Annotated in this window: 11 protein-coding genes; 2 read left to right on the top strand and 9 right to left on the bottom strand. The window is 46.0% G+C overall.

The window, feature by feature from the left end; all coding sequences use genetic code 11:
• Nucleotides 1-16: 16 nt before the first annotated feature.
• Both ACOMG9_RS12460 and ACOMG9_RS12455 read left to right on the top strand, forming a co-directional pair.
• Nucleotides 17-1,581, top strand: a protein-coding gene (locus ACOMG9_RS12460; protein WP_448215008.1) for an IS3 family transposase whose coding sequence is annotated in 2 segments (ribosomal slippage) — nt 17-470 and nt 470-1,581 — 1,566 coding nt in all. Because the reading frame shifts where the segments join, the coding sequence is not laid out codon by codon here.
• Between the two features lie 183 nt (nt 1,582-1,764).
• Nucleotides 1,765-2,625, top strand: coding sequence for a trypsin-like serine protease (locus tag ACOMG9_RS12455; RefSeq protein ID WP_448217140.1), 861 nt, complete (start codon nt 1,765-1,767; stop codon nt 2,623-2,625).
• Nucleotides 2,626-2,772: 147 nt separating this feature from the next.
• On the opposite strand, the gene ACOMG9_RS12450 is transcribed toward ACOMG9_RS12455, so the two are convergent.
• From ACOMG9_RS12450 to ACOMG9_RS12410, 9 genes are all read right to left on the bottom strand, one after another.
• On the bottom strand, nt 2,773-6,006 hold the full coding sequence (locus tag ACOMG9_RS12450; RefSeq protein WP_448217139.1) for a CHY zinc finger protein: 3,234 nt from the start codon (nt 6,004-6,006) through the stop codon (nt 2,773-2,775).
• A gap of 297 nt (nt 6,007-6,303) precedes the next feature.
• Nucleotides 6,304-8,139 carry an RING finger domain-containing protein gene (locus ACOMG9_RS12445; protein WP_448217138.1) on the bottom strand — a complete coding sequence of 612 codons (1,836 nt, stop codon included), beginning with the start codon at nt 8,137-8,139 and terminating at the stop codon, nt 6,304-6,306.
• Nucleotides 8,140-8,200: 61 nt separating this feature from the next.
• Entirely contained in the window at nt 8,201-9,763 is a 1,563-nt protein-coding gene (locus tag ACOMG9_RS12440) for an F-box/WD repeat-containing protein (RefSeq protein ID WP_494530320.1), read from the bottom strand.
• A gap of 149 nt (nt 9,764-9,912) precedes the next feature.
• Nucleotides 9,913-11,520 carry an F-box/WD repeat-containing protein gene (locus tag ACOMG9_RS12435; RefSeq protein ID WP_494530319.1) on the bottom strand — a complete coding sequence of 536 codons (1,608 nt, stop codon included), beginning with the start codon at nt 11,518-11,520 and terminating at the stop codon, nt 9,913-9,915.
• A gap of 149 nt (nt 11,521-11,669) precedes the next feature.
• The gene (locus ACOMG9_RS12430) at nt 11,670-13,277 is read right to left on the bottom strand and encodes an F-box/WD repeat-containing protein (protein ID WP_448217135.1); all 1,608 of its coding nucleotides are present in this window, start codon (nt 13,275-13,277) and stop codon (nt 11,670-11,672) included.
• 148 nt (nt 13,278-13,425) lie between these two features.
• Nucleotides 13,426-15,012: an F-box/WD repeat-containing protein gene (locus ACOMG9_RS12425; RefSeq protein ID WP_448217134.1), complete on the bottom strand. Its 1,587-nt coding sequence runs from the start codon at nt 15,010-15,012 to the stop codon at nt 13,426-13,428.
• A 39-nt stretch (nt 15,013-15,051) separates the two neighbouring features.
• On the bottom strand, nt 15,052-16,659 hold the full coding sequence (locus ACOMG9_RS12420) for an F-box/WD repeat-containing protein (protein ID WP_448217133.1): 1,608 nt from the start codon (nt 16,657-16,659) through the stop codon (nt 15,052-15,054).
• A 149-nt stretch (nt 16,660-16,808) separates the two neighbouring features.
• The gene (locus ACOMG9_RS12415; protein WP_448217132.1) at nt 16,809-18,425 is read right to left on the bottom strand and encodes an F-box/WD repeat-containing protein; all 1,617 of its coding nucleotides are present in this window, start codon (nt 18,423-18,425) and stop codon (nt 16,809-16,811) included.
• Nucleotides 18,426-18,574: 149 nt separating this feature from the next.
• Nucleotides 18,575-20,191: an F-box/WD repeat-containing protein gene (locus ACOMG9_RS12410; protein WP_494530318.1), complete on the bottom strand. Its 1,617-nt coding sequence runs from the start codon at nt 20,189-20,191 to the stop codon at nt 18,575-18,577.
• Between the last annotated feature and the right edge of the window lie 35 nt (nt 20,192-20,226).

Raw genomic sequence — 20,226 nt, 5'->3', positions numbered from 1 at the left:
GCGATGGACGTTGAATATGCCTCGTTTTTCAGAGGAACGTAAATCAGCTGTTTTGAAAAAACTGTTACCACCACACAATCGCTCTGTGCCGGATGTTGCCAGAGAGGAAGGTATCAGCGAACAAACCCTGTATAATTGGCGTAAAAAACTACGGGACAAAGGATTACCTGTGCCAGGGAACGAACAAAAATCAGAACAATGGTCTGCTGAAAGCAAGTTTGCCGTGGTCGTCGAAACCGCTGCTTTGTCAGAAACAGAGTTAAGTGAATACTGCCGTAAAAAAGGGCTTTATCCTCAACAAGTCAAGGAGTGGAAGCACGCTTGTATTTCAGGTGCTGTTCAGGCTTCTCAGCGTGCAGACCAGGAAAGCAAGCAATTAAAACAAGAGCGTAAGCGCAATCAGAGCCTTGAAAAAGAGCTTCGCCGTAAAGACAAGGCGTTGGCAGAAGCTGCAGCCCTGCTGGTGCTATCAAAAAAGCTCGATGCCTTCTACGGGATAGACAGCGAGGACAACTGACACCTGTCGATAAGCGCCGCCAACTGCTGACATGGTTTGATGAGGCTATAGCAAACGGCGCTTCTCGCTGGAAGGCTGCTGAACAATTGGAAATATCCCTGAAAACACTGAATCGCTGGCGCGATGACAATGGTGCAGTGTTAACGGACAAACGCCCGGATGCCTTGCGCCCGGTACCCTCTAACAAACTGACTGAGGAAGAGGAGCAACGTATTCTGACTATCAGTAATGAAGATGAGTATGCGAGCCTGCCACCATCGCAGATCGTGCCAGCCCTTGCAGACAAGGGAGTATACGTTGCTTCTGAATCTAGCTTTTACCGTGTGTTGAAAAAGTATGGTCAGTTGCACCACCGCGGTCGTTCAAGAAAGCGATCGAAAAGCAACAAGCCGACAACCTATGTTGCTACTGGCCCTAACCAGGTCTGGTGTTGGGACATCAGTTACATACCTTCCAGGGTACGCGGCCAGTTCTGGTACCTCTACCTGATACTGGACGTTTACAGTCGTAAGATTGTTGGTTGGGAGATTCATAGCCGTGAGTCTGGTGAGTTAGCCAGTGAACTGATTAACCGGACAATGGTGGCTGAAAAATGCACTAAAACACCGCTTGTACTGCACTCAGACAATGGGGCTCCAATGACGTCGAGTACCTTTAAGGCCAAGCTTGAGGAATTGGGCATTATTCCCTCTCATAGTCGCCCAAGGGTGAGTAATGATAACGCATTTGCAGAATCGATCTTTAAAACGGTGAAGTACTGTCCTCAGTGGCCATCTCAAGGTTTTCTGACGTTAGAACACAGTCGACAGTGGATGCTGAAGTTTGAGCGCTTTTATAACAATGAACACCGCCATAGCTCAATCCGCTTTGTGACACCTGCGCAACGGCATGAGAAAAGAGATCAGGAAATCCTGAATCACCGGAAACAGGTGTATACCAAAGCGCGAGAAGCTAATCCAACGCGCTGGTCAGGAGTTATCAGAAACTGGGAGCCTGTAGGTGCGGTTGCACTGAATCCTGAGCGGTTGTCTGAAGCAAGAATTAACGAGAAAAAGGCAGCCTAAAATTCAGTTTTCGGGACAACTATCTTGAAAAACTCCGCACGACTGGATCAATGGATACACCAGCGTATCCAGATGGACGATCAAGTCCGACAGCCTCCTGGAGACCTTCGAAAACCCGATTTATGTCGCGTTTGTAGACTACCTTTTTGAATTTATAGTATGAATGGTTGAGGTGAGGTCGTTATGCACTATTTTGGGCTGGTTTTTCTAATTGTCTACTCCAGTTGCATTTTTGCATTAGATAGACAAAAGCGATACACAGAACCCACTCAACTTGTTGCACCTGGCTTGCTACCTTGGGTTGTTAAAATGACAAATACCGGTGGCACTTTTACTGGAGTATTGATATCAGACAGACATATAGTAACGGTTGCTCATGCGTTAGACTCTTTTCCAGATGCTGACTGCCTTAAGGCTCATTTTAAAAATGCTTTGACTCCATTTTCGGTTAAAGCAAGCAGATATATATTGTACTCGAAATTTGATTCTTCACGAATTATTTATAATTATGACTTTGCGATAGTTGAGCTAGATCAAAAAATTTTTCTGGATGAGAAAGGTATAAAGTTACCCTTAATCGATAATAAAACATATTTAATAAATGATTTATATAAAATCAATCCCATTTACGCTGCTGCTTATTCAGATCACGATGCCTTGAAGAAAGTGATTCTTACATTATTATCAGTCAAAAATTCTGTTTATGAGTTAAATTATGCTGGTTATGCAGAAAATGGCAATTCCGGAGGCCCCCTATTCTACAGCATGAACGGTACTGCATATTTATTAGGATTACTTGACGCAAGCGCTGGCGTGGCTGGTGGCGTAATTATCTTCGAAACCCTATCAAAATATCTTGATTTTATCGTAGATAATACCAGTTTAGAAAAGTCTCAAAAAGATAATTGGAAGGATGTTATTTGTATTTTTGACATTACTGTTGGCATTGGAGCTGGTGTTGTTGGCACTCTTCTTGGAATAACAGCCATTCTATATGTAAGTAGAAAGCTCAAAGAAACCCGCATGACAGGAGAAACAATATAATTGGGATAGGGCAGAGTCTCACAACTCTGCATCTCACTGACCAGGATCAATGCAGATCACCCAGGGATTATGGGAAAGAAAAGGCGTGTTAAACCGCTTTCAATAAATGCACACCGTCGGGCAATTATTATGTTCATGTTCACCTTCTTACGGGTATAAGGGATGCCTGCAAACAGGGCAGTCTTCTACCCTGTTTTGAACCATCAAAAGGCCGCACTCCCCGTGAACTTGGTGGGAGCAGGGAAGGACAAAACGGTCGCCGGGGACCTCTTCCAGACAGATGCAGCAGGTTTCGCGCCCTGAGATTTGTCGGCATTTGTGCGTGCTTTGTAAATTTATATCAAGGCAAAGGTTGCAAACATCACAGTGAAAGAGTTTATCCTTGCTCCTATGGCAAGCATCACATTTATCGCAGTGGAACATGGATCTTTCGCTAGAGGTAAAGAGTTTGCAACGTGCACAGAAATATTCCGACATTTGCTGGTGGCAGCCAGGGCATTTCTGGGAGTTTTCTGTAATGTCCCCCTCATATTTGCAGAGAGAACATTGAAACTGTTTTGCATCAAACGGCAGTTTATTCGTAACCTCGCATAGATCACTTTCGTTATGACATCTATGGCAGGGGAAATAGAATCTGCAGCAGTCAAATTTCAGAAGGCAGAGTCTGTAGTAATGAAAACAGAGCGACATTGGTTTTTTTTGTACAGATGTCGTCGACTGTGCCTTCGACGGGCTGGTCGTTGAAATCGGTTGCTGTTCTCCATGGGGCATATCGTCTACTGATGGTAACTCTGAATGCTCATTGGATGAGTTTGTCGCCTCATACGAAGGGGTTGCAAGCTCATTGTGAGTGCCCGACTGCTGGTAAGAACCACTATGCCCGGCACCATTGCTTCCCATCGCCGGGCTGGCGGCTGTCATAGGTTCTTGCGCCCAGTGGGGCATAGCGTTTAATGATTCTCGTAGTTCTCTGAGCGCATAATGCGCCTTTTCAAGTTGTTTACTAAAGCATTCGTTTTCAGCCTGCAGGTAGCTCACGCAGCTCCGTAATCCCTGGTTATCTGTATTTAACGCTTGATTCTGCCTTCTTAACCCTTCAGCCTCCATTCTTAACTCTCGATTCTCTTTGCTTAGCCCTTTAACTTTTTCAGTTAACTCTTCAATCTGTTGTCTTTTATTTTCTTGTTTTTCCTGAGCTCCTCTTTTCAGCTCAACTTCGATTCTTAGCCTGCTGTACTCATTTAAAACAGTTTCCAGCTTTTCTAAACCACAATTGATAGTTTGAAATTCTTGATTGTTGGGGCTGTCGCCTGCATTAGATGGATTTCCCGGAGTAATCGCTGGGGTATCTGAAAGTAGTCCGTGGGTATACTTCATCGGTGCAGGCAGGGATGGTTGGAAATAAGGTTGCCGAGTGAGAAGGGAGTTGTCGGCAAAGCCAGAGGCTATTGTTCTGTTAGAAGTGCTGTCTCTACTAATGATTGCAGCCCCTTGCAGTGGAGGCTCCTGTGGTAAAGTGTGAGTTTTTACCGGAATCAACAGTCGACTTAAGAAATGTTTTAATTCATGAAACGATGGGTGTTGAGGGAATTGTGTAACGGTATATAAAAAAGAAGTGGAAAGTGTAAATGACTGTGCGCCAATTAGAATATCACGCCTAACTTCCGGATCTGATATTTGTCCTAACGGATAAAGAATAAGTTCAAGTGGGTTGGAACGGAGCAGGAACAATTGGACGAAGTACTCTGCAAAGCAACATTTTTCAAATTGTCCTATAGGTGGCTGTTGGCTGGATTGGTTGACTCTGTGGATTATATCCCGAACAATTTTATACAAAATGATCAGGTTCTTGTTGCCAGCTTCGGGTAGAGTCTGGTCAGCTGGAATTATTGGCTGGAGTTCAGACGGAATGTTAACATCATCCAAAGTCCGTGTTTTATCACTGGTGGCTTCTATCAGCTGTTCGATAAAACGGTTGCGTGTTGAGTTTTCGTAGCAGGAACGCTGCAGCTTCAATATCGCCTCAAGGGGCGTGAGACTAATGCCCTCGGTGTTTGTGCTTTTTGTTTCCAAAACCTGCAAACGCAGAGGCATGTTCAGCTCAACCAGTATTTGCCTCAGCTTAAAAACGGCATCGGGATTGTCGCTTTCAATGATGGCTACAAGTTGCTTCGCCAGTACCTGAAGGTCTTGAGTCCTGATGTTTTTTTCACTTACTTTTCCATTGTCGTCTTTTCTGTTATTACCATCTCCACTGCTATCATTGTCTTCTCCCTGTGAATTGCGCTCCTGATCTTCAGGGGCACCTTTTTTTTCTTTTTGATGGTCGTTATTTTCGTTCTTTAGTGATTTATCTTGTACCTTATCCGATGACTCCCCATACCCATTACCTGCCTTTAATACATCAGCATGATCTGTCTTCAAGGCAGTGTACTCAAGAAATAGTTTTAGACAGTCAAGCTGCCACTGAAGGCTCTCGCTGGCTGGGCAAGTAGTGGCGGCACGCTGGAAGAGGGTGTTCCAGAAATTAACATCGGTCAGTTGTTCTATATTCAGGAAGTTAAGCCAACCAACGGGTATAACGGCCTCACTGGAAGAGCCGTCGGCATTGACGCGTGTCATTTTCAGACGCGCCGGGGATGGCTTTTCCGCAAACGAGATAGAATCCTTGCCTATGGACATCAGCCAGTTGCTGACGGGTTTCAGGATAATCAGGTCAATTTCGAATAATCCCGATGGTCTTCCCCCTCCGCCTCCCGGAGGGGGAGGAGAATAGAAAAAGCCTCCATTACCGCCACCGGTAAAATCGGTGTTGCCAGCGAACCCGGCTCCTTTCAATGTGATTGTGTTATTTTGGGTTTGCCCGATTTTCATCCCAATGTCGGTCAGGTTGTCGGGATAGAGCAGAAGGGTCAGCGGGCTGGCCTGGGTTTTGTCGTTCAGCGGTTGATCGGTGGTTACAGAAATAAGCTCTGGTCTCTCCGCCGTCGTTGATTTCAAGCGGACCAGTGCGCCATTCTCAGAGGCACCTTGTGAGAGCTGCCGGAAGACGGGAGTTTGCTGCTCATTCAGGAGCACTAGCTTATAGCAATAGTCACTCAAGTCGTTCGTGACCCATATTGCGATACTGTTCAAATCAGCAGGTACCACAGGTGCCTTAAAGCAAAGAATGCTGTTTCGGTCATTGAAGCTTTCCGGAAGCAGCAAACTCACTTGCCACTGACTCACGCTCTGCGGATCTGTATCATCGCTGATTTCAATCTGAAATCTTTGTCCATCGGGATTATGTCGGTCGATGATGGTTGAAGAATAGACTGATGGCACAACTACGATAGTTATCAGAGAAACAACAAATGCTATGAATAAACGACAAAGTTGCATTCGAATCCCTCAAAAAAAGCTGTGTCAATAATATCAATTCCATTCTTTTCGCCTTATAGCAAACGGCAGGACAATCCGTTTTGACTTTCTGTTCTGGAAAAATAAAGGAACATCATTGGTTGATTTCATTATTTGTTGTAGAAACAGAGAATAGCCAAAAATTTCTGAATCGCTAAACGGTTAATTGTCTTGTGCCAGAGTGCTTTTCGCTGAATCAACCTCTTTGCCAGAAAAATACTTGTCTATTTGGCCAGTGAAGTATTTACACCGGGTTTTTCGGATGAGCTTTCTATTCAATCAGTCTTCCTTCCATAACTCAGTGATTGTTGCCTTGTGACCACCCATCGCCATGGGACCTCTGCCGGCGGTCACCACAAAGCGACTATCGTTGCTGAAGGAGGCTGGTTTTATCGGACCACCATGTCGGATGGTGACTTCATGTTTCCATGTTGCATCGCCCCTACGGCTATAGATTTTCGCCCTTCTATCTACACCAGCGGTTAACACAAAGCGGCTATCGGGGCTGAAGGTGGCTGATATCACTGGGTCATAATGGCGGATGATGGTTTCTTCTTCCCATAATCCATCATCCGTCAGGCTATAGATTTTTGCTTTACCATCCTCACTGGCGGTTATTACATAACGGCTATTGGCGCTGAAGGTGGCTGAGTTAATCATACCTTTATGGTGAATGGTGGCATCTTCTTTCCATGAGCCATCATCTTTCAGACCATAGATTTTCGCCTTTCTATCATCACTGGCGGTCACCAGATGGTGGCTATCGGCACTGAAGCTGGCTGAATTGACCGTCTTATCATGGGTAATGATGACACTTTCTTTCCATAAACCATCGCTCCACTGGCCAGTGATTTTTACCTCGTTATCCTTACCGACAGTCACAATATGGCTGCCATCAGCACTGAAGCTAGCTGATTTGACCGGAGTATTATGGCAAATGGTCATTTCTTCTTGCCATGATCCATCGTTTTTCTGAGCAAAGATTTTCGCAGTATGATCCTCACTGGCGGTCACCAGATGGAGGCTATCTGCACTGAAGATGGCTGAGTTGACAGTGTTGTCATGGACAATGATGGCTTTTTCTTTCCAGACTTGATCGGCTCGCTTGCCAGCTACTGTTACCCGATTTTTGTTTTTTATAGTTACAAAAAGCTGACCATCGGCATTAATTTCAACGACTCTCTCCCTTTGCCCATTAGATACAGTCAGTACATGGTTACCATCGGCACTGAAGGAGGCTGATTCGATCGAACCACTATGGTGAATAGTGGCTTCTGTTTCCCAGGTTCCATCGTCCTTTTGGCCAGTAATTTTCGCCCTGTGATGCCTGCCGACAGTGACTACATGTCGTCCATCCTGACTGAAGGAGGCTGATTTGATCGGACCATAGTGGCTTATAGTGACTTCTTCTTGCCATGATCCATCCGCCTGGTAGCCATAGATTTTTGCCGTTCCATCGTCACTGGCGGTTATTACCAGGCGGCCATTGCTGCTGAAGACGGCGGAGTTGATCTTATATTTATGGATAATCTCAGCTTTTATAACCGGATGAATTATTTTTCGCAGGATACTTACATACTGTAAATCATCCGATGCCTGGCTGTTATGTCTGCAAAGTTGGACAAAATGATATAAGACTCCATGACATGCTTCTGCTTTATTCCATTCGTTCACTGCTCTGGCAGCAATATCTAATGAGTAACAACCGTCGTATTTATCCAATAGACCATTTAAGTCTTTAAGTTTGTTCCTTAAGCTAATCAATTCTGCGCGACAAACAGGGCAGGTTTTAACTGTCCTGTTTCGCAGTCTGGTTTGCAGCCACTGATACAAACAATGCACGTGAAAAAGGTGTTTACATGGCGTTTTCATTATACTTGCCGTGTGTGACCCATAACAGACTGAACAATTCTCGTCAGTAACTTGCGCTTGTTCCAGTTTGAATGCACTGTCGCTGAAAGCACTAATGTTGATTAAAGCATTCAATGCTGTTTTTTCAGTGACATCGGAGGTTCTACCCTCATTGACAGAAGATGATACACTTCCCCGGCGAGCTCGCTTTGGTGGTGGCGAGTATGAACCTGTAATGCTGGAGTGATTATTAATTCCATCCATGTCTGGCTCCTCCAAAGTTAGCGCAACGGATAAAGTTTCTTTCAGCACCTAAGGGGTGATGTTATCCAGTGACAGCAGACAAAAAATGATGTCTCCGCAGTTCAGTGATTTTTACCATGCCATACTCGCTGGAGGTGATCACCTGGTTGCCATCAGCGCTAAAGGTGGCCGATGAGAGCCAGTCATCATCGACAATGGTGGCTTTTTCTGACCATGACCCATCATCTTGCTGGCCAATGATTTTTGCCGTTTTATCAAGGCTGGCAGTCACCAGATGGCGGCCATCGGGGCTGAAGTTGGCTGATATGACATGACTCTCATGGGAAAAGATGGCTTTTACTTTCCACGAGCCATTGGCTTTTCTGCCGTAAATTTTTACTTTGTAATCGTAGCCGACAATCACCAGATGGTGGTTATCGGTGCTGAATCTGGCGGATTTGACCCAGTGTTGAATGATGGTATTTTTTTTCCATGATCCATCGGCCCTCTTGCCATAGATTTTCGCCTTCGAATCAAGAGTGTTGGTGATCACATAGCCAGTGTCGGCGCTGAAGATGGCTGACAAGACGTTAAAAACATGGGGAATGGTATCTTTTTTTTCCCATGATCCATCGTACTTCTGGCTATGGATTGTCACCGTGTTATCAGAGGCGGTTAATACATGGCAGCCATCGATGCTGAAAATGGCATCATAGAAAAAAGTCTCATTGGGAAGGGTGGCCGTTAGCTCCCATGATCCATCGTTCTTTCGACTATGGATTTTCGCTGTATAATCCAAACTGGCGGTCAGGACATTTCGACCATTGCTGCTGAAGCTAGCTGAATTGACGATACCATTATGGTGAATGAGGGTGTTTGGCTCCCATGATTCATCACAACTCAGATCATATATCTTCGCCGTACCATCCGAACTGGCGGTGACTGCATGATGACCATCGGGGCTGAAAACCGCTGATCTGACCCGTCCTTCATGGGCAATGGTGGTTTTTTTTTCCCATGTTCCATCAGGCTTATGGCCGTAGATTTTTGCCGTATTGTCTCCATTGGCGGTCACCAGATAGCGGTTATCGGCACTGAGTGCGGCCGAGTAGACTACATTGATGCTTCCCATTCGGATGAGATCGTCAATGTTGGCTTTAGTAACTAATTCAAAGGTATCACATTCAGACATCAGCTTTGCCTTGGTGAAAAATAACAGACCAGGTAAATAAACACTCGTCGGCCGACGATCTGCGAGTGAGTCGGATAACGCTTTATTATTCGAAAATGACTCAAACCATGCACGGAGTTGATCCTTGTTTTTTGTACTGATGGTTATCCTTAGTTGATGCTGATGTGCTGAAGTAAACTGACGATACCAGGCTTTTGCCAGAGCATTGTCTTGTTTGATAAGGTCGCGAAGACGGGTAGATACCTTTTGTAAACTGCGAATATCCCGAAGTTTCAAATGACAAAAAATCATGGAAAGTGTATCTGAGGCCAAATCCTGTAATGACAGTTTTTGCTTTTCTTTCTTGTCAGCTACTGTGATGGACCTACCCTGATGGTTACCCGTTAATGCCAGCGCTCTGGCTCTGGCTCGCGTCAGTGGAGGTTCAAAACCGGAATTATTGATTCCATGCATGTCTGGATCCTACAAAGTTGGTGTTTAATCTCGATCATCAGGGCGGTTTAAAAAATATTTAGTTAGTCAGAGACATTTCCAGAATGAAAGTTCATAACAGGCTGGTTAGTGAAACTAACAAAATGACTTTCAGTGCGTGCAGGATGGTGTCACTCAGTGACAACAGACCGTGAATGATTTCTTCGCAGTTCAGTGATTTTTACGATGCCATCCTCACTGGAGGTGATCACCTGACTGCCATCAGCGCTAAAGGTGGCCGATGAAATCCAGCCAGCAGTGAAAATTGAGGCTTTTTTTGACCATGATCCGTCGTCCCGCTGACCAATTATTTTCGCCTTATTGTTATAGCTGGCGGTTACAACATGTCGGCCATCAGGGCTGAAGGTGGCTGATAAGACCCAACCCCTATGGGCAAAGGTGGCTTTTTCTTCCCATAAGCCACTGGCTTTTCTACCGTAAATTTTAACTGTGCGATCGCTGCTGACAGTCACCAGATGTCGGCCATCGGGGCTGAAAGTGGCCGAGTTGACAGCTTTCTTTTGTTGAATTGCGGTATTTTCTTTCCATGATCCATCGGACTTCTTCTCATAGATTTTCATTTTTGGATCCAGACCTGCGGTCACCACATAGCGGCCATCGGCGCTGATATTGGCTGACATGACATTATGATTGTGGGGAATGGCATCTTTTTCTTCCCATGATCCATCGTCCTTCTGGCTATGGATTTTTACCGTATCATCCTGACAGGTGGTTAAGACATAGCAGCCATCGATGCTGAAAATGGCTGAATAGACAGCATACTGTTGGGAAAAGATGGCTGTTATCTCCCATGATTCATCGTCCTTCTTGCTATGGATTTTCGCTGTGTAATCCCAACCGGTGGTCACCACATGTCGACCATCGGTGCTGAAAGTGGCTGATTTGATGCGGCCATCATGGGTAATGGTGGTATTTGGTACCCATGATTCATCGTGCACCAGATCATATATTTTCACCCCGTCACCCGAACAGACGGTCACTACGTGATGACCATCGGGGCTGAAAATCGCTGATTTGACCGATCTGTCATGGGGAATGGTGGTTTTTTTCTCCCATGTTCCATCAGCCTTTTGGCCGTATATTTTTGCCGTTTTGTCTCCATTGACGGTAACCAGATAGCGGCCATCATTACTGATGGCGGCTGAGTAGACTTTATTGAGGCGACTTATATAGAGGGTTTCGCCAAGGCTGTTGGCTGAGTTGTCTTTATAGTTTTTGTCAATGATGGCTTTAGTGACTGATTCAAAGGTGTCACATTCAGACATCAGGTTAGCCTTGGTGAAAAATAACAGACCAGGTAAATAAACACTCGTCGGCCGACGATCTGCGAGTGAGTCGGATAACGCTTTATTATTCGAAAATGACTCAAACCATGCACGGAGTTGATCCTTGTTTTTTGTACTGAGGGTCATCCTTAGTTGCTGCTGATGTGCTGAAGTCAACTGGCGATACCAGGCTTTTGCCAGAGCGTTATCTTGCTTGATAACGTCGCGAAGACGGGTAGATACCTTTTGTAAACTGCGAATATCCCGAAGTTTCAAATGGCAAAAAATCATGGAAAGTGTACCTGAGGCTAAATCTTGCAATGAAAGTTTTTGCTTTTCTTTCTTCTCAGCAACAGAGACGGACCTGCCCGCATTGTTACCCGATAGTGCCAGCGCTCTGGCTCGAGCTTGCTTCAGTGGTGGTTCAAAACCGGAATTATTGATTCCATGCATGTCAGGATCCTGCAAAACTGGTGTTTATTCTTGATCACCGGGGAGGGTTAAAAATTATTCAGTTAGTCAGAGACATTTCCAGAATGAAAGTTCATAACAGGCTGGTTAGTGAAACTAACAAAATGACTTTCAGTGCGTGCAGGATGGTGTCACTCAGTGACAAAAGACCGTGAATGATTTCTTCGCAGTTCAGTTATTTTTACTATGCCATCCTCACTGGAGGTGATCACCTGACTGCCATCAGCGCTAAAGGTGGCCGATGTGACGAAGTCATCATGGGCAATGGTGGCTTTTTCTAACCATGTCCCATCATCCTGCTGACCAATAATTTTCACAGTTTTGTCGTAGTGGGCAGAAGTTAGCAAATGGCGACTCTCAGGACTGAAGGTGGCTGATGAGACCGCCCTGGCATGGGAAAAGGTGGCTTTTACTTCCCAAAAACCATCGGCTTTTCGGCCGTAGATTTTCGTGCCATCGCTGCTGGCAGTGGCCAGATGTCGGCCATCGGGACTGAAGGTAGCCGATTTGACAAGACTCCTGTGTTGAATCACGGCATTTTCTTCCCATGATCCATCGGCCTTCTTGCTGAAGATTCTCGCCTTGCAATCCTTACAGGTGGTGACCACATAGCCACCATCGGCGCTGAAGGCGGCAGACATGACAGAACTATCATGGGGAATGGTATCCTTTTCTTCCCATGATTCATCAGCCCTCTGACTATAGATTTTTGCTGTATTATCCCAACAGGTGGTAACCAGATGGCAGCCATCGTTGCTGAAGGCTGCTGATTCGAGACGAAATCCAAGGGAAAGTATGGCTGTTCTTTCCCATGATCCATCGCGCTTGTGGCTATGGATCTTCACCTCTCCGTCGAGACTGGCGGTCAATACATGTTGGCCATCGGTGCTGAAGGCGGCTGAATGGATCGGAAGATCATGGAGAGTGGTGAATTTCAGTTTCCATGATTCATCGCACCCCAGACCATATATCTCTGCCGTGCAACCCGCACTGGTGGTGATTACATGGTGTCCATAGGCACTAAAAATCGCTGATTCGACCCGTCCTCTATGAGGCAGGGAGGTTTTTTTTTCCCATGTTCCATCAGCCTTTTGACCGTAGATTTTTGCCGTTTTGTCACCATTGGCGGTGACCAGATAGCGGCCATCGGCACTGAGGGCTGCCGTGCTAACTCGATTGAGGTTTAATGTATGAAGGTATTCAGCAGTGCTGTTCGCTGAGTTAGTATTATAAGTTTTGTCAATGGTGGCTTTAGTGACTGATTCAAATGTTTCACATTGAGACATCAGTTTAGCCCTGGTGAAAAATAATACAGGTGAATAAACACTCGTCGGCTGGCGATCAGTGAGTGACTCGAGTAACGCCTGATCATTGGAAAACGGCTCAAACCATGCACGGAGTTGATTCTCGGTTTTTGTAGTGAGGGTCATCCTGAGTTGATTCTGGTGTGCTGAAGAAAACTGGCAATACCAGGCTTTTGCCAGAGTGTTATCTTCCTTGATAACGTCGCGAAGGCGGGTACATACCTTTTGTAAACTGCGAATATCCCGAAGTTTCAAATGACAAAAAATCATGGAAAGTGTATCTGAGGCTAAATCTTGTAATGAAAGTTTTTGCTTTTCTTTCTTGTCAGCTTCAGTGATGGACCTACCCTCGAGGTTACCTGTTGGTGTTAGTGATAGAGCTTGAGCTTGTTTTAGTGGTGGTTCAATAACGGAATTATTATTTATTCCATGCATGTGTGGATCCTGCAAAGTTGGTGTTTATTTTCGATCACCAGAGAGTTTTAAAAATATTCAGTCAGTCAGATAAAGTTCCAGAATGAAAGTTCATGACAAGTTGGTAAGTACAACTAACAAAATTTCTTTCGGCACACTTAAGATAGTGTCACTCAGTGACAGCAGGCCATGAATGATTCCTTCGCAGCTCAGTGATTTTTACTATACCGTCCCGACTGGATGTGATCACCTGGCTGCCATCAGCGCTAAAGGAGGCCGATGAGAGCCGGTCATCATGGACAATGCTGGCTTTTTCTGACCATGACCCATCATCTTGCTGACCCATAATTTTCGCCGTTTTATCAACGCTGGCAGTCACCAGATGGCGGCCATCAGGGCTGAAGTTGGCTGATATGACGAAACCCTTGTGGGAAAAGGTGGTTCTTACTTGCCACAAGCCATTGGCTTTTCTGCTGTAAATTTTTACTTTGCATTCGTAGCCGCGAGTCACCAGATGGCGGCTATCGGGGCTGAATCTTGCTGAATGGATCGAGTGATGAATGGTGGTATTTTTTTGCCATGATCCATCGGCCTTATTGTCGTAGATAATCGCTTTCTGTCCAAGACCGGTGGCGACCACACTGCCAGTGTCGCCGCTGAAGGTGGCAGACAAGATACCACCAACATAGGTAATGGTATTTTTTTCTTCCCATGATCCATCGTTCTTCTGGCTATGGATTGTCACCGTAATACCAGAGGTGGTTACTAGATGGCAGCCATCGATGCTGAAAATGGCTGGATGAAGATAATCGTTATGGGGAAGGGTGGCCGTTAACTGCCATGATCCATCGTTCTTCCGGCTATGGATTTTCGCTGTGACCCTACTGGAGGTCACGACATGTCGACCATTGCTGCTGAAGGTAGCTGATTTGACGTCACGATTATGGCGAATGATGGTGTTTGGCTCCCATGATTCATCACAGCTCAGATCATATATCTTCGCCGAACCATCGGAACTGGCGGTGACTAGATGATGACCATCGGGGCTGAAAATCGCTGATTCGACCCGACCGTCACGGGGAATGGTGGTTTTTTTTTCCCATGTTCCATCAGGCTTATGGCCGTAGATTTTTGCCGTATTGTCTCCATTGGCGGTCACCAAATAGCGGCCATCGGCACTGAGTTCGGCTGAGTAGACTGTATTGATGCGTCCAATTCGGATGAGATCGTCAATGCTGTTGTCTTTATAATTTTTGTCAATGGTGGCTTTAGTAACTAATTCAAAGGTGTCACATTCAGACATCAGCTTAGCCTTTGTGAAAAATAACAGACCAGGTGAATAAAGACCCGTCAGCCGACGATCTGTGAGTGACTCGACCAACGCCTGATCATTCGAAAATGACTCTAACCACGCACGGAGTTGATCCTTGTTTTTTGTACTGAGGGTCATCCTTAGTTGCTGCTGATGTGCTGAAGTAAACTGGCGATACCAGGCTTTTGCCAGAGCGTTATCTTCTTTGATAACGTCACGAAGACGAGTAGATACCTTTTGTAAACTGCGAATATCCCGAAGTTTCAAATGACAAAAAATCATGGAAAGTGTATCTGAATCTAAATCTTGCAGTTTAAGTTTTTGCTTTTTTTTCTTGCCAGCTGCAGAAACGGACCTACCCGCATTGTTACCCGTTAGTTGCAGTGCTCTGGCCTGAGCTCGCGTTAGTGGTTTTTCAAAAACGGAATTATTGATTCCATGCATGTCAGAATCCTGGAAAGCTGGTGTTTATGCAGGATGCTGTCACTCAGTGACAGCAGGCCATGAATGCTTCCTTCGCAGTTCAGTGATTTTCACTATACCGTCCCGACTGGAGGTGACTACCTGACTGCCATCAGCGTTAAAGGTGGCCGATGAGATCCAGGCATCATGGGCGATGGTGGCTTTTTCTGACCATGAGCCATCATGCTGCTGACCAATGATTTTCACCGTTTTCTTGTGGCTGGCAGTAGTCACTATATGAAGACCATCAGGACTGAAGGTGGCTGATGTGTCCCAACCAGTGTGGGGAAAGGTGGTTTTTTCTGCCCATGAGCCATTGGCTTTCAGGCCGCAGATTTTTAATGTGCCATCATTGCTGGCAGTGACTAGGTGGCGGCCATCGAGGCTGAAGGTGGCAGAGTTGACTCTTATCCTGTGTTCAATGATGGTATTTTCTTCCCAGGATCCATCGGCGCTCTTGCCATAGATTTTCGCCTTGCCATCCAGACTGGCAGTGACCACATAGCTACCATCGGCGTTGAAGGTGGCTGAAATGACACCTCTATCATGGGGAATGACACCTTTTTCTTGCCATGATCCATCGCCCCTCTGGCTATGGATTTTCGCCGTCTTATCCCAACAGACGGTCACCACATGGCAGCCATCGGTGCTGAAAGTGGCTGACTCGACAAGATCGTTATGGGGAAGGGTGGCCGTTAATTCCCATGATCCATTATCTTTCTGGCTATGGATTTTCGCTGTTTGATCCCAACTGGCAGTCACCAGATGTCGACCATCGGTGCTGAAGTTGGCTGATCTGATGAATCCATCATGAATAATGGTGGTTTTTGGTTCCCATGGTTCATCACACTCCAGATCATATACCTTCGCTCTGTTATGACTGGCGGTGACCAGGTAGTGACTATCGAGGCTGAAAATCGCTGATCTGACCCATCCTTGATGAGGAATGGTTGTTTTTATTTCCCATGATCCATCAGGCTTGTGGCCATAGATTTTTGCCGTCAGGTCTGCATTGGTGGTGACCAGATAGCGGCCATCAGCACTGAGGGCCGCTGAGTTGACTTCATTTTCATGCATCATACGGATGCGATCATTTAATGAGTTGGCTGAGTTGGCTTTATAAGTTTTGTCAATGGTGGCTTTGGTGACTAATTCAAAGGTTTCACATTGAGACATCAGCTCAGCCCTGGTGAAAAATAACAAAGCAGGTGAATAAACACTCATCGGCTGGCGATCTGTGAGTGACTCGACTAACGCTCTATTATTCGTAAATGACTCAAACCAGGCACGGAGTTGATCCTTGTTTTTTGTACTGAGGGCCATCCTGAGTTGCTGCTGGTGTGCTGAAGTAAACTGGCGATACCAGGCTTTTGCCAGAGTGTTATCTTGCTTGATAACGTCGCGAAGGCGGGTAGATACCTTTTGTAAACTGCGAATATCCCGAAGTTTCAAATGGCAAAAAATCATGGAAAGTGTATCTGAGGCTAAATCCTGCAATGAAAGTTTTTGCTTTTCTTTCGTGTCAGCAACAGAGACGGACCTGCCCGCATTGTTACCCGTTAGTGCCAGCGCTCTGGCTCGGGCTCGCGTCAGTGGTGGTTCAAAACCGGAATTATTGATTCCATGCATGTCTGGATCCTGCAAAGCTGGTGTTTATTCTCGATCACCGGGGAGGGTTAAAAATTGTATAGTTAGTCAGAGATATTTCCGGAATGAAAGTTCATAACAGGTTGGTTAGTAAAACTAACAAAATGACTTTCAGTACCTGCAAGATAGTGTCACTCAGTGACAGCAGACCATGAATGCTTCCTTCGCAGTTCAGTGATTTTTACGATGCCGTCCCGACTGGAGGTGACCACCTGACTGCCATCAGCGCTAAAGGTGGCCGATGAGATCCAGTCATCATGGGCGATGATGGCTTTTTCTGACCATGTCCCATCATGCTGCTGACCAATGATTTTCACCGTTTTCCTGTAGCTGGCAGTAGTCACTATATGGAAACCATCAGGACTGAAGGTGGCTGATGTGACCAAACCAGTATGGAGAAAGGTAGTTTTTTCTGCCCATATGCCATTGGCTTTCAGGCCGTAGATTTTTAATGTGCCATCATTGCTGGCAGTGACCACGTGGCGGCCATCGAGGCTGAAGGTGGCAGAGTTGACTCTTAGCCTGTGTTCAATGATGGTATTTTCTTCCCAGGATCCATCGGCGCTCTTGCGATAGATTTTCGCCTTGCCATCCAGACTGGCGGTGACCACATAGCTACCATCGGCGTTGAAGGTGGCTGACATGATAGCTCTATCATGAGGAATAACACCTTTTTTTTCCCATGATCCATCGCCCTTCTGGCTATGGATTTTCGCCTTCTTATGCTCACAGACGGTCACCACATGGCAGACATCGGTGCTGAAAGTGACTGAATGGACAAAATCGTTATAGGGAAGGGTAAGGGTGGCCGTTAATTCCCATGATTCATCCTCTTTCTGGCTATGGATTTTCGTTGTGCCATCAAAACTGGCGGTCACCACATGTCGACTATCGGAACTGAAAGCGGCTGATATGACGAAATTACCATGGGAAATGGTGGTGTTTGGTTCCCATGATTCATTGCACCCCCGATCATAGATTTTCGCAGTGTGATCTTCACTGGCGGTGACTACGTGGTGACTATCGGGGCTGAAAATCGCTGATTTGACCCATCCTTCATGAGGAATGGTTGTTTTTATTTCCCATGATCCATCAGGCTTGTGGCCATAGATTTTTGCCGTCCTGTCTGCATTGGCGGTAACCAGATAGCAGCCATCAGCACTGAGGTCCGCTGAGTTGACTTCATTTTCAAACATCATACGGATGCGATCATTTAATGAGGTGGCTGAGTTGGCTTTATAAGTTTCGTCAATGATGGCTTTGTTGACTAATTCAAAGGTTTCACATTGAGACATCAGCTCAGCCCTGGTGAAAAATAACAGACCAGGTGAATAAAGACTCATCGACCGACGGTCTGTGAGTGACTCGACTAACGCTCTATTATTCGTAAATGACTCAAACCAGGCACGGAGTTGATCCTTGTTTTTTGTACTGAGGGCCATCCTGAGTTGCTGCTGATGTGCTGGAGTAAACTGGCGATACCAGGCTTTTGCCAGAGCGTTATCTTGCTTGATAAGGTCGCGAAGGCGGGTAGATACCCTCAGTAAACTGCGAATATCCCGAAGTCTCAAATGGCAAAAAATCATGGAAAGTGTATCTGAGGCTAAATCTTGTAATGAAAGTTTTTGCTTTTCTTTCGTGTCAGCAACAGAGACGGACCTGCCCGCATTGTTACCCGTTAGTGCCAGCGCTCTGGCTCGGGCTCGCGTCAGTGGTGGTTCATAACCGGAACTATTGATTCCATGCATGTCTGTATCCTGCAAAGCGGGTGTTTATTCTCGATCATCAGGGAGGGTTAAAAATTGTTTAGTTAGTCAGAGACATTTCCGGAATGAAAGTTCATAACAGGCTGGTTAGTGAAACTAACAAAATGACGCTCAGTGCCTGCAGGATGCTGTCACTCAGTGACAGCAGGCCATGAATGATTCCTTCGCAGTTCAGTGATTTTTACTATGCCGTCCCGACTGGAGGTGACCACCTGACTGCCATCAGCGTTAAAGGTGGCCGATGAGATCCAGTCATCATGGGTGATGGTGGCTTTTTCTAACCATGTCCCATCATCTTGCTGACCAATAATTTTCACAGTGTTGTCATAGCAGGCAGTAGTCAGCATATGGCGGCCCTCAGGGCTAAAGGTGGCTGATAAGGTCCAATCCCCATAAGACTCATAGGAAAAGGTGGCTTTTTTTTTCCACAAGCCATTGGCTTTTCTGCCGTAAATTTTCACTTTGTTATCGTTGTCGGTAATCAACAGGTGGCGGCCATCGTTGCTGAACCTGGCTGATCTGACAATTCCCCAGTGTTGAATGATGGTATTTTTTTTCCATGATCCATCGGCCTTCTGGCCATAGATTTTCGCCTTCCATTCCAGACCAGTGGCAACCAAATAGCGACCCTCGGCGCTAAAGATGGCTGACAGGACATCACCAACATGAGGAATGGCATCTTTTTCATCCCATGATCCATCGTCCTTCTGGCTATGGATTTTCACCGTATTATCAGAGGTGGTTAACACATGGCAGCCATCGATGCTGAAAATGGCTGAAGCGCCAGCAGTTTTATGGGGCAGGGTGGCCGTTAACTCCCATGATCCATCGTCCTTCCGGCTATGGATTTTCGCTGTGCCATTCCAACTGGTGGTCACGACATGTCGACTATTGGCGCTGAAGTTGGCTGATTTGATCTCACCATTATGGGAAATGATGGTGTTTGGCTCCCATGTTTCGTCGCACCTCAGATTGTATATCGTCACCGTGCCACCCGAACTGGCAGTCACCAGATGGTGACCATCGGAGCTGAAAATCGCTGATTTGATCTCTCTGACATGGGGAATGGTGGTTTTTTTTTCCCATGTTCCATCAGGCTTATGGCTGTAGATTTTTACCGTATTGTCGCCATTGGCGGTCACCAGAAAGCGGCCATCGACACTGAGTGTGGCCGAGTGGACTCTATTGTTTCGTCTAATTCGGATGGGATCGATAATGCTGTTGGATGAGTGGGTTTTATAAGTTTTGTCAAGGGTGGCTTTAGTGACTAATTCAAAGGTATCACATTCGGACATCAGCTTAGCCTTGGTGAAAAATAACAGACCAGGTGAATAAAGTCTCATCGACCGACGGTCTGTGAGAGATTCGACTAACGCTCTATTATTCGTAAATGACTCAAACCAGGCACGGAGTTGATCCTTGTTTTTTGTACTGAGGGCCATCCTGAGTTGCTGCTGGTGTGCTGAAGTAAACTGGCGATACCAGGCTTTTGCCAGAGCGTTATCTTGCTCAATAACGTCGCGAAGGCGGGTAGATACCTTTTGTAAACTGCGAATATCCCGAAGTTTCAAATGGCAAAAAATCATGGAAAGTGTATCTGAGGCTAAATCCTGCAATGAAAGTTTTTGCTTTTCTTTCGTGTCAGCCAGAGTGATGGACCTGCCCGCATGGTTACCCGCCTGTGCCAGCGCTCTGGCTCGGGCTCGCGTCAGTGGTGGTTCAAAACCGGAATTATTGATTCCATGCATGTCTGGATCCTGCAAAGCGGGTGTTTATTATCGAT

Source organism: Endozoicomonas sp. PH6C (assembly GCF_059322965.1).
Note: the sequence above shows the minus strand (reverse complement) of the source record. Positions and strands in the feature narration are given on the sequence as shown.